General features: G+C 58.0%; 13 protein-coding genes and 1 pseudogene. 13 read left to right on the top strand and 1 reads right to left on the bottom strand.

Going from position 1 to position 11,167, the window contains the following annotated elements; all coding sequences use genetic code 11:
* From NDI87_RS01235 to NDI87_RS01220, 4 genes and pseudogenes are all read left to right on the top strand, one after another.
* Positions 1–180, top strand: a pseudogene (locus tag NDI87_RS01235) (DoxX family protein); the annotation flags it as partial.
* A 71-nt stretch (positions 181–251) separates the two neighbouring features.
* Positions 252–1,130, top strand: a complete 879-nt coding sequence (locus NDI87_RS01230; protein WP_296272976.1) for a pirin family protein — start codon at positions 252–254, stop codon at positions 1,128–1,130.
* Between the two features lie 311 nt (positions 1,131–1,441).
* Complete coding sequence (locus NDI87_RS01225) at positions 1,442–1,777, top strand: hypothetical protein (RefSeq protein ID WP_296272975.1); 336 nt, start codon at positions 1,442–1,444, stop codon at positions 1,775–1,777.
* A gap of 118 nt (positions 1,778–1,895) precedes the next feature.
* The gene (locus tag NDI87_RS01220) at positions 1,896–2,405 is read left to right on the top strand and encodes a hypothetical protein (protein WP_296272974.1); all 510 of its coding nucleotides are present in this window, start codon (positions 1,896–1,898) and stop codon (positions 2,403–2,405) included.
* 25 nt (positions 2,406–2,430) lie between these two features.
* Here the strand turns inward: NDI87_RS01220 and NDI87_RS01215 are convergent, their stop codons facing one another.
* The gene (locus tag NDI87_RS01215; protein WP_296272973.1) at positions 2,431–3,387 is read right to left on the bottom strand and encodes a LysR family transcriptional regulator; all 957 of its coding nucleotides are present in this window, start codon (positions 3,385–3,387) and stop codon (positions 2,431–2,433) included.
* Positions 3,388–3,504: 117 nt separating this feature from the next.
* Between NDI87_RS01215 and NDI87_RS01210 the strand changes: the two genes are divergently transcribed.
* Genes NDI87_RS01210 through NDI87_RS01170 form a run of 9 tightly spaced genes read left to right on the top strand, consistent with a single transcriptional unit; the run spans position 3,505 to position 11,166 of the window.
* Positions 3,505–4,494: a 2Fe-2S iron-sulfur cluster-binding protein gene (locus tag NDI87_RS01210; RefSeq protein ID WP_296272972.1), complete on the top strand. Its 990-nt coding sequence runs from the start codon at positions 3,505–3,507 to the stop codon at positions 4,492–4,494.
* A gap of 46 nt (positions 4,495–4,540) precedes the next feature.
* Entirely contained in the window at positions 4,541–5,803 is a 1,263-nt protein-coding gene (nagG, locus tag NDI87_RS01205) for a salicylate 5-hydroxylase large oxygenase NagG (protein ID WP_296272971.1), read from the top strand.
* Positions 5,804–5,805: 2 nt separating this feature from the next.
* The gene (nagH, locus tag NDI87_RS01200; protein WP_296272970.1) at positions 5,806–6,291 is read left to right on the top strand and encodes a dalicylate 5-hydroxylase small oxygenase NagH; all 486 of its coding nucleotides are present in this window, start codon (positions 5,806–5,808) and stop codon (positions 6,289–6,291) included.
* 9 nt (positions 6,292–6,300) lie between these two features.
* Positions 6,301–6,615, top strand: a complete 315-nt coding sequence (gene nagAb / locus NDI87_RS01195; protein WP_296272969.1) for a naphthalene 1,2-dioxygenase/salicylate 5-hydroxylase systems ferredoxin NagAb — start codon at positions 6,301–6,303, stop codon at positions 6,613–6,615.
* Positions 6,616–6,649: 34 nt separating this feature from the next.
* Positions 6,650–7,822: an ABC transporter substrate-binding protein gene (locus NDI87_RS01190; protein WP_296272968.1), complete on the top strand. Its 1,173-nt coding sequence runs from the start codon at positions 6,650–6,652 to the stop codon at positions 7,820–7,822.
* Positions 7,822–8,748 carry a branched-chain amino acid ABC transporter permease gene (locus tag NDI87_RS01185; RefSeq protein ID WP_296272967.1) on the top strand — a complete coding sequence of 309 codons (927 nt, stop codon included), beginning with the start codon at positions 7,822–7,824 and terminating at the stop codon, positions 8,746–8,748. The genes NDI87_RS01190 and NDI87_RS01185 overlap by 1 nt, the downstream gene beginning before the upstream one ends.
* On the top strand, positions 8,745–9,701 hold the full coding sequence (locus tag NDI87_RS01180; protein ID WP_296272966.1) for a branched-chain amino acid ABC transporter permease: 957 nt from the start codon (positions 8,745–8,747) through the stop codon (positions 9,699–9,701). The genes NDI87_RS01185 and NDI87_RS01180 overlap by 4 nt, the downstream gene beginning before the upstream one ends.
* Positions 9,698–10,450: an ABC transporter ATP-binding protein gene (locus NDI87_RS01175; protein ID WP_296272965.1), complete on the top strand. Its 753-nt coding sequence runs from the start codon at positions 9,698–9,700 to the stop codon at positions 10,448–10,450. Before NDI87_RS01180 ends, NDI87_RS01175 begins: the two co-directional genes overlap by 4 nt.
* Positions 10,451–10,452: 2 nt before the next feature.
* Positions 10,453–11,166: an ABC transporter ATP-binding protein gene (locus NDI87_RS01170; RefSeq protein ID WP_296272964.1), complete on the top strand. Its 714-nt coding sequence runs from the start codon at positions 10,453–10,455 to the stop codon at positions 11,164–11,166.
* Position 11,167 lies beyond the last annotated feature (1 nt).

The raw sequence follows: 11,167 nt of genomic DNA, 5'->3' as shown, positions 1-11,167 counted from the left end.
GTGCTGGCGGCATTCACGCTGGTGGCCAGTTTCTTCTTCCACGCCTACTGGGGTGTGCCGGCTGACCAGGCCTTCATGCAGCAACTGCTGTTTTTCAAGAACATCGCGGTGGTCGGTGGCTTGCTGGCGATTGCCGCCAACGGCGCTGGCGCCTGGAGTCTGGATGCACGCCGCGCCTGAATTTATTCTTGCACCCTTGATCAAGTTGGCAGGGCGCCCATGGGCGCCCTGCCCCAACGAAGGAATTGTTAATGAACACCACCCTCGACCCACACCGGGTTGAAGTCTCTCGCACCGTGGAGCGGCTGGTTGCCGGCCAAGGCACCTCGGACGGCGCCGGCGTCAAGCTGAACCGGGTGCTGACGCAGAACCTGCAGCATCGGCTTGACCCGTTCCTGATGCTCGATGCCTTTGGCAGCGACAGGGCGGACGATTACATCGCCGGTTTTCCTGACCACCCGCACCGCGGCTTCGAGACCATCACCTACATGATTGCCGGGCGCATGTTGCACCGTGACAGTGCCGGCCACCAGGGTCTGCTGGAAAACGGCGGCGTGCAGTGGATGACGGCCGGCAAGGGCGTGATCCATTCCGAGATTCCGCAGCAGGAAGAAGGTGTGATGGAAGGTTTTCAGCTCTGGCTGAACCTGCCCAAACGCGACAAGATGAACACCCCCTGGTACCGCGACTTCAAGGCTGATGATCTGCCGAAATTTACCACAGAAGAAGGCGTGGAAGTCACCGTGATTGCCGGGGATAGCCATGGCGTCACCGGTGCCGTGACGCGTGATGCCACGCAGCCGAATTATCTGGATCTGCATCTGCCGGGTGGCTCGCACTTTGCCCAACAATTGCCGGCGGGGCACAATGCTTTTGTGTATGTCTACCGCGGTGAGGTCAGCATTGGCGGCAAGGCCGTGCCGGCGCAGCGCATGGCCATTCTGGCCAATGAGGCGCAGGCTGATGGGGTCGTGATCAAGGCCGACGTTGACGCCAGGGTGTTGCTTGTTTCAGGCCAGCCTCTGAAGGAGCCCATTGTTCAGTACGGCCCTTTTGTGATGAACTCGCAGGATGAGATTTACCAGGCGCTGAGTGATTTTCGCGACGGGCGGCTGGGGGAAACCGCCTGAGCGGGCACCCGCCCTACTTTGGCTACGGGTGGCAGGATAAGCATTGTGGAAATCCGTGCTAGATCTGTTGACTCTTCAGCAGCGGAACCCGACAGCCGCCCGTGTCAGCTTCCGAGCAATCCAATTAATCGATTTTCTTTGCCAGTCAGCCAAAGTTCGTGGCGGTCGCCTTGTTGCCCTTTGGGGTCATGCTTGAAGGAACCGAATTCCGGCTGGTGCTGCGTCTAAATGCGACAACAGACACAGCGGAATCGAGGTAATAATCCCGAGACAAACATGCCAGCAGTAGAGCGGGCAAAGGGAGAAAGAATATGGCTTTGGGCGACTATTTCAAAGGTCCGGAACACAAGGCGAATGCGGCTCGGCTTGAAGCCGAATTGCAGGCTCACCGGCAGCAATCCCAAGCCGACATGCAGGCGCTGCAGTCCAAGCACGATGATCTGGCAGCAAAGGCTCGGGAGATCGGATTGCTGGATCTGCTGGCTGTTCAAGAGCAGATTCGCGCCGAAGCATCCCGGCTTGCCAGTGTCCAGGCCAAGGTCGTGGCGACGCAAACTGATCTGGACGCTGCACGCTCCCAGCTGCAGGTGGCCCAGCAACAAATTTTGGGAGCTGAAGATACCCTTATGCACAGTGCCCAGTTATGAACAGTTTTGATTCATTGGTGGCGGCCTTCACTGTGAACAGCCGAATTTGACGATTTGATGAGCTTTACATAATTTCCGGATGGGCGCATGAGTGGTGGCTTCACAACTGGAGACCACCATGGACTCGATCAACTCGTTACCCCCTTTGGCCAAGACCTGGCTACTTGACGGCCCGCTTGCCGCGCATGTTGATGCCTACGCGGCAAATCTTGAGCGAGGAAGTTACTCCCGGCAATCATCGCGTAGTCACATTGACGCCCTGGCGCATTTCGCCCACTGGATGGCTCGCTGCACTCTGACGGCCAGCCAACTCGACGAGGATTGCGTTAGTCAATTTCTCAATTTTCACCTGCCAAACTGTGATTGCCATGCCATGGCGTTGAGAAGCCACGATCAGTTGCGAGCTGGGCTCGGGCTACTGCTGGAGGTGCTTCGCGAGGAGCGAGTCATCGCTGAATTTCTGCCACCCACCGGACCAATCTCGGAGGAACTGAACCGGTACGACGCACACATGCGCGATGCACGAGGTCTTGCCGTTGGAACACGCAAAGACAGGCTGTACAGGGGCGGGCAATTTCTGCGCTGGAAGTTTCCAGAGGTCTTAGCATCAAATAATTCAGCCTTCTGATATTCACCGGCCTATGCGCCGTCAATCACCTCGAACTTATGGTGCTCCGTGCAGAACGTGGCAAGGATTGCTTGCCATCACTATCTGCGAAGAGTTTTACAAAGAGCTGTCGAATCCACATGTTGGCGGGATCCCTGTTGACCTTTGCATGCCAAAAGAGGTTGATTGCAATGTCTGGCAGACGGACCGGATGGGGGGATGTAGCAAGACCAAATGGCACTTCGCATCGCTCGGCAAACCGCTCCGGCAAAGTGGCGATGAGATCAGTGCTCTGAAGAATGTGCCCCACAGCAATGAAATGCGGGACGACCAGGCGCATCTTTCGTTTGATGCCTGCGCGCTCAAGCAAGCCATCTATTTCGCTATGTCCGGTGTTCGCAGCGACCACGCCAACATGGTCAAGTTCGGTAAATTGCTTGAGCGTCATTGGCGACCTGGCCAATGGGTGTCCTTTGCGAAACATGCACACGTACTTGTGGAGAAACAGACGGCGTTGAAAGAAACCGGTCTGCAAGTGGGGCAGCAGACCGAGGGCCAAATCGACCGTGCCGGACTCCATGTCTTCTTTCAGGTTTCCGGTGTTGGGCCGCACCGTACTTACCCGCACATGGGGCGCCTCTTTGGACAACGCGACCATCAACGGCGGCATGAAGTACATTTCGCCAATATCGGTCATTGCCAGTTGGAAATTGCGCGTGCTGGTTTCCGGCGTAAATGAGTCGCGTGTGGTGAATGCCGTCTGAAGTGTGTTCAGCGCATAGACCACGGGCTCTGCCAAATGCAGGGCATACGGCGTGGGTTCCATGCCGCGTGAGGTGCGCAAAAACAGTTCGTCCTTCAATACGGCGCGCAGGCGCTTGAGTGCATTGCTGACGGCCGGCTGCGTCAACCCCAGCTTCTCCGCCGCCGTGGAAACGCTGCGGTCAAGGAGAAGCTGATTGAAGACAACCAGGAGATTCAGGTCAATTTCGCGCAAGTCCATACAACACCCCCAATATTCACAATAGTGATTCTATCTATTGGTTTTAGTTTATCGACTTATATCGCATGAATCTCCACAATTGCGTCAAACAGGAGACAAAGGCATCAGCCTCAATATATGGAACTCGTCGTAGAACCTCTCAATGTGCGTCTGAACGTGGACAGCGGAAGCAATCTGCTGGACGTGCTCAGAGCCAACCAATTGCCAATTTCCTACAGCTGCATGTCGGGGCGCTGCGGTACCTGCCGTTGCCGTGTGCTGTCTGGTCAGGTGCGCAACAGCGGCCCTGAGGCCGGCAGACCCGACGCAGCAGGAAAAGACGAATACATATTGGCTTGCCAGTCGGTGCTGACCGACAACTGCGTGATCGAATTGCCCGAGGTGGACGAGGTTGTGGTGCATGCCGCGCGCATCGTCAAGGGCACCGTCACTGCAATCGAAGAGGCAACCCATGACATCCGTCGCATCCGGGTCAAGCTGGCCAAACCCATTGAGTTCAGTGCGGGACAGTATGCCACCCTGCAATTCACGCCCGAACACATTCGGCCCTACTCGATGGCCGGCTTGAGTGGTGACGCCGAAATGGAATTTCAGATCCGCCGCGTGCCCGATGGCCGCGTCACCGCATACATCTTTGACGAACTGGCAGTTGGTGCTGCGATTCGCGTCAGCGGCCCGTTGGGTACCGCCTACCTGCGGCAAAAACACACCGGGCCGATGCTTTGTGTGGGTGGGGGCACCGGTCTGGCGCCTGTGCTGTCTATCGTGCGTGGCGCACTGGCGGCCGGCATGCAAAACCCGATTCATCTTTATTTTGGCGTGCGCAGTGAACAGGATGTGTACGACGCCGAGCGCCTGCAGGCGTTGGCCGTTGCGCATCCGAATGTGATCGTTCACATCATTGTGGCCACCGGCGCTGCCGGTGCAGGCCTGCGCAGTGGTCTGGTCACCGATGCCATTGAAAAGGACCTCGGAACCTTGGCCGGCTGGCGCGCCTACCTGTGTGGCGCCCCTGCCATGGTGGAGGCTCTCAACCTGCTCGTTACCCGCCTGGGCGTAGAGCCCGGTCATGTCCACGCGGACGCGTTTTATCCCAGCGGCGTCTGAAGGGCGCTGCATTTACCAACTCAAACCCAACTCGAGGAGACAAGCAATGAGTGAGACAAAAACCGTATTCCCGGAAAGCCCGACGTGGCCGGGGGAAGGAACCAGCAGGGTGCCCTTCTGGGCCTATACCCGAGAGGATGTGTACAAGAAGGAACTGGACCGACTGTTCTATAACGGACACTGGTGCTACGTCGGCCTGGAGGCTGAAATCCCGAATACAGGCGACTTCAAGCGAACTGTGATTGGAGAGCGCTCTGTCATCATGGTGCGTGATCCGGAAGGTGGCGTCAATGTGATCGAAAACGTTTGCGCTCACCGGGGCATGCGTTTCTGCCGTGAGCGAAACGGTCATGCCAAGGACTTTTTCTGCCCCTACCATCAATGGAATTACAGTCTCAAGGGTGACCTTCAGGGTGTGCCGTTTCTTCGCGGCGTCAAGCAAGAGGGGAAAGTCAATGGCGGTATGCCCAAAGACTTCAAGGTGGCCGACCATGGGCTGACCAAGCTCAAGGTGGCGGTACGGGGCGGTGTGGTTTTCGCCTCGTTTGACCATGACGTGGAACCGTTTGAGGAATTCCTCGGCCCCACCATTCTCAAATACTTTGACCGCGTCTTCGATGGCCGCAAGCTGGAGATTCTGGGCTACCGGCGCCAGCGCATTCCGGGCAACTGGAAGCTGATGCAGGAAAACATCAAGGATCCGTATCACCCTGGCCTGTTGCACACCTGGTTCTCGACCTTCGGCCTGTGGCGCGCGGATAACAAGTCCGAATTGAAGATGGACGACAAGTTCCGCCATGCCGCCATGATCTCCACCCGCGGCCAGGGCGGGAAGAACGCCGATGTGGTGTCCGGTGTGGACAGCTTCAAGGACCAGATGAAGGTCAACGATCCGCGTTTACTGGACATCGTGCCCGAACCGTGGTGGGGCGGCCCCACTGCTGTCATGACCACGATTTTTCCGAGCGTGATCATTCAGCAGCAGGTTAACAGCGTGTCCACCCGCCACATCCAGCCCAACGGTCATGGCTCCTTTGATTTCGTCTGGACGCACTTCGGCTTTGCCGATGACACACCTGAGATGAAGGAGCGCCGCCTGATCCAGGCCAATCTGTTTGGCCCTGCCGGTTTTGTATCTGCCGACGACGGCGAGGTCATTGAATGGTCGCAAGAGGGCTTTGAACAAAAACCGGCTCACCGCACCGTGATCGAGATGGGTGGATACGACATTGGCGACACCGATCACATGGTCACCGAGACCCTGATCCGTGGCATGTACAACTACTGGCGCAAGGTGATGGGGGAATAATCATGATTGACTTCAAAACTTACTTCGAACTGCTCAACCTTTACAGCGACTACGCCATGGTCTGCGACTCGGCTGAGTGGGAAAAATGGCCCGAATTTTTTGTGGAAGAAGGCACCTACCGTCTTCAGCCGCGCGAAAACCACGACCAGGGCTTGCCGCTTTGCCTGTTGGCATTGGAGAGCAAGAACATGATTCGCGACCGGGTGTACGGCGTCAAGGAGACGATGTACCACGACCCCTACTACCAGCGTCACATCGTCGGTACGCCTCGCGTGGTGTCCGTGGAGCGGGACATCTACGGTGAGCGCATCACCTCGGAGGCCAACTACACCGTGATCCGCACCAAATTTGATGGTGACTCGACGGTCTTCAATGTTGGTTATTACCGCGATGTTGTCGTGAGAACGCCTGAAGGATTGAAGTTTCAGTCGCGACTTTGCGTCTACGACAGCGAAATGATCGCCAATTCCATCATTTATCCAATTTAAGGACCCACCATGGCTGAAAACTGGATGGATGCAGCAGCACTTGCGGATGTTCCCGAAGGTGATGTGATGGCGGTGCAGGTGGCGGGCAAGGAGATTGCGCTGTACGAGGTCGACGGCGAGGTCTTTGCAACGGACAACATCTGCACCCACGGCCATGCGCGCTTGAGCGACGGCTTTCTTGAAGGCCGCGAAATCGAGTGCCCCCTGCATCAGGGGAAATTTGACGTGTGCTCCGGCCAGGCGCTGTGCGCCCCCTTGACCGAGAACATCAAGACTTACGCGGTCCGTATTGAAAACATGCGCGTGATGCTGAAACTCGACTGAATTGACCCAATTTACTGAACTATTAGGAGACAACATGAAAACTCATTCCATCGTCAAGACCATTGCCTGCAGCATGGCCGTGCTGAGCCTGTCCGCCGCCCATGCGGAGGTCAAAATTGGCTTTACCGCTCCCCTGTCCGGGCCGGTTGCCGCGGTTGGCCAGGACCAGTACGACGGCTTCATGCTGGGCATCGAAGCCTTGGGCAAAAAGCTGGGCGGCGAGGCCGTCACGGTCGTGCGTGAAGATGACCAGCTCAAGCCCGAGTTGGGCAACCAGATTGCGCGCAAGTTGATTGACCGCGACAAGGTGGACGCCATTGTGGGCTTGGGATTTTCCAATGTGCTGATGGCCAGCCTGCCGCGCATTGTGGAGTCTGGAACGGTCGCCATTGCAACCAATGCAGGTCCGTCGCCGCTGGCCGGTGCCGGTTGTCTGGCCAATGTGTTTTCGATGGCCTGGCAGAACGACGGTACCGCTGAGGCCATGGGCAAGTTTGCACAGGACAGCGGCTACAAACGTGTCTATCTGATGGCACCCAACTACCAGGCCGGCAAAGATTATGTCGCCGGCTTCAAGCGCTATTTCAAGGGTCAGGTCGCCGACGAGGTGTACACCCAGGTCAACCAGCCTGACTACTCCGCCGAAATCGCACAACTGCAGGCTGCCGGACCCGATGCCGTGTTCGTGTTTTATCCGGGTGGCATGGGTGTGAACTTCGTCAAGCAGTTCAGCCAGGCCGGCCTGATGAAGAAGGTCCCGCTGCTCTCTGCCTTCACTGTGGACGGCACCACCCTACCTTCCTTGCGCGACGCAGCCGTTGGAACCATTTCGGGCGCCATGTGGGATGTGGCGCTGAAGACGCCAGGCAATACCGAGTTCATTGCCAGCTTCAGCAAGAAATACGGTCGTGTTCCCAGCCATTACGCTGCGGTAGGTTATGACACCGCCAAGCTGCTGGACATTGCTGTGCGCAAGGTCAAGGGAAACACCTCCGACAAGGCGGCATTCGCAGCCGCTGTCAAGTCTGCGGGTGCCGAGTTGAAGTCGATCCGGGGTCCGTTCCGGTTCAACACCAACAACATGCCGGTGCAGAACTACTATGCCTTCCAGACCGTCAAGGAAGGCAGTGCGGTCACCGTCAAGCAGCTGGGCACACCACTGCCCGACCATCAAGATTCCTACGTCGCGCAGTGCAAGGCTAAGTGATGTCAGCCACCTTGCTCATCGCGCAGTTGCTCAACGGCCTGCAGTACGGCGTCATGCTGTTTCTGCTGGCTGCCGGCCTGACCCTGGTGTTTGGCATCATGAGCTTCGTCAACCTGGCGCATGGTTCGATGTACATGCTGGGCGCCTACGCTGCGGCCGTTGTTGGCGTGCGAACTGACTCCTTTGCCCTGGGGGTGCTGGCAGCGGTTGTGACGGGTGGGGTCGTGGGCCTGGTGCTGGAACGGGTAGCGGTATCAAAGCTCTACCGGCGTGACCACCTTGATCACGTCCTGGCGACGTTTGGCCTGGTGCTCTTCTTCAATGAAGTGGTGCGCATGATCTGGGGTCCCCAGCCCATGTTTGTTTCGCTGCCCGAGTCGCTTTCCGGTACCGTCGAATTCCTGGGCTTTACCTATCCCAGCTACCGCTTCTTGATCATTGCTGTGGGGCTGCTGGTGGCCGCCGGCAGCCAGTGGCTGATCCACAAGACCCGCGTGGGGATGTTGATACGTGCCGGTTCGGTCAACCCGCAGATGGTGGGCGCCTTGGGCGTCAACATCGGGCTGCTCAACGCCATGCTGTTCGCACTGGGTTCCGCCCTGGCTGCCCTGGCCGGTGCCATGGCCGGTCCGATCCTGTCCGTGCAAAGCGGCATGGGTGAGCCCGTGCTCATCACGACGCTGGTGGTGATTGTGATTGGTGGCATCGGCTCGGTACGTGGCGCACTGTATGCCGGCATCATTGTTGGCCTGGTCGACACGCTGGGGCGAACCTTTTTGCCCATGCTCATCCGCGTCTTTGCCGATCGGGAGATCGCCAACGCCGCCGGTCCCGCCCTTGCATCCATGCTGATTTACCTGCTGATGGCGGTGATCCTGGCATGGCGTCCGCAAGGCCTGTTTCCCGCATACAAGGCCAAGTCATGAAAAACCTGATTCGACCGGCGCAACTCATACCGGTACTCCTGCTGCTGGCACTGGCCGTGCTGCCACCGATTGCTATTGGACTGGATGACAACTTCTGGGTTGCCTTCTTCGCTCGCGTCCTGGTGTACGCCATCGCAGCCAGCGCGCTGAACATTGCGCTGGGGTTCGGCGGCTTGGTCAGCCTGGGGCATGCGCTCTTCATCGGCATTGGCATGTACAGCGTTTCGCTGCCGGCCTACTATGGTGTGTCTTCTGGCTGGATCCATTTGGGCATTTGTGTGCTGGTATGTGCGGTGGTGGGAGGGCTTACCGGACTGATCAGCCTGCGGACGTCTGGCATCGCTTTCATCATGATCACGCTGGCCTTCGCGCAAATGGGCTACTTTGTCATCGTCAGCCTGAAGCAGTATGGCGGTGACGATGGCATGAGCATTGCCACTGCCAGTGAATTCCTTGGCTTGCAATTGAACACCCCGTTGTCGGTTTACTACTGTGCCTGGGGCTTGCTGGTGGCATTGACTTACTGGGTCATGCGACTGCGGTCCTCGCCTTTCGGAATGGCCTTGCGCGCTGGACGCCAGAATGCCCGGCGGGTCATGTCCGTGGGCTTGGCCTTGCAGCGCTACCAGCTTGCCGCCTACACAATTTCCGCCATTTTTTGCGGTATGGCGGGCATGTTGCTGGCTAATCTGAATGCCTATGCATCGCCCAGCAGCATGGCCTGGACGGTGTCGGGTGAACTGATTGTCATGATCGTGTTGGGCGGGCTGGGTAGCGTCTTCGGGCCGTTCTTGGGTGCCATGGCATTTCTGGGCGTTGAAGAGCTGCTGAAAGCCGCCACCGAGCACTGGATGGCCGTGTTTGGTCTGGCCATTCTGGGTGTTGCCATGCTGGGTAAAACAGGCCTGACAGGTTGGCTGGAAAAGCTGGCGAAAAAGGAGCGCAGCGCATGAAGGTACTGCTTCAAACCGATACCATCACCAAACGCTACGGCGCCATCCTGGTCACCGACAAGGTGTCACTGGACGTCAAGGAAGGTGAACTGCACGCCATCATTGGCCCGAATGGTGCTGGCAAGACCACGCTGATCAACCAGCTGTCGGGTGAGCTTCGCTCGGACAGTGGGCGCATCCGCTTTGGCGATGAAGATGTGACTGCCTTGGGGATCAATGCGCGCGCCCGCATGGGTTTGGTGCGGTCCTATCAGATCACCTCGGTGTTCGATGAATTCACGGTGTTGGAAAACGCCACACTGGCAGCTTTGGGTGCTCGCACCCATGCGTTCAAATTTTGGCGATCTTTGCTCGGTGACCGTGAGGCCTTGGTGGCGGCTCGGGAAGGGATTGAGGCCGCCGGGCTCAACACGCGCATTGATGCGCCGGCTTCGGAACTGGGATACGGTGAACGCCGTCAGCTGGAACTGGCCATGGCACTTGCGGCACGGCCAAAATTTCTGCTGCTGGACGAGCCGATGGCTGGCATGAGTGTGCAGGAGTCGGGTGCGGTGGTGGCGCTGCTCAAGTCGCTCAAACGCAAGTACACGATCTTGCTGGTCGAACATGACATGAACGCGGTGTTCGCTCTGGCTGATCGCATCAGCGTGCTGGTTTACGGTCGCCTCATGGTGACGGGAACACCCGAGGAAATTCGTGGCAATGCGGAAGTGCGTGCCATCTACCTTGGTGAAGAGGAGATCGCTTGATCATGAAGCCTTTATTAAACGTGACGGGTTTGAAGGCGGGTTATGGCGCTGCACAGGTGCTCTTTGGTGTCGATCTTTCCGTGGCCGAGGGTGAGGTGATCACCCTGCTGGGGCGCAACGGCATGGGCCGCTCCACCACCATCAAATGCCTGTTTGGTTTGTTGGATCCCAAGGCCGGTGAGATCGAGTTTGCTGGCAAGCGCACTGAGCGTCTGCCATCCCACCAAATTGCCAAGCTGGGCTTGGGCCTGGTGCCAGAAGGGCGCCAGATCTTTCCGAATCTGACGGTGGAGGAGAACCTGATTGCCACGGCGCGCAGCAATGCCGCCAACGGTCTGAAGACCTGGAATCTGGAGCGGGTGTATGGGTTCTTCCCCCGTCTGCAGGAGCGCCGCAGCAACATGGGGTCGCAGCTTTCGGGCGGTGAGCAACAGATGCTGGCCATTGGTCGCGCCTTGATGACCAACCCGCGGCTGGTGGTGCTAGATGAGGCGACCGAGGGCCTGGCTCCGCTCATTCGCGCAGAAATCTGGCGCGCACTGGGGGACCTGAAGCGTGAGGGCCTGTCCCTGATCGTGATTGATAAAAACCTGGGGCCCTTGCTGGAGTTGGCAGATCGCCATTTCGTATTGGAAAAAGGAATAGTTGTCTGGTCCGGCACTTCCAGCGAACTGCGAGCCGAGCCACGCATCGTGCATGAGTACCTGGGTGTTTAAA

This window comes from Rhodoferax sp. (genome assembly GCF_023701345.1).
GTDB lineage: Bacteria > Pseudomonadota > Gammaproteobacteria > Burkholderiales > Burkholderiaceae_C > Rhodoferax.
This window is presented reverse-complemented; position numbering and strand designations above follow the sequence as displayed.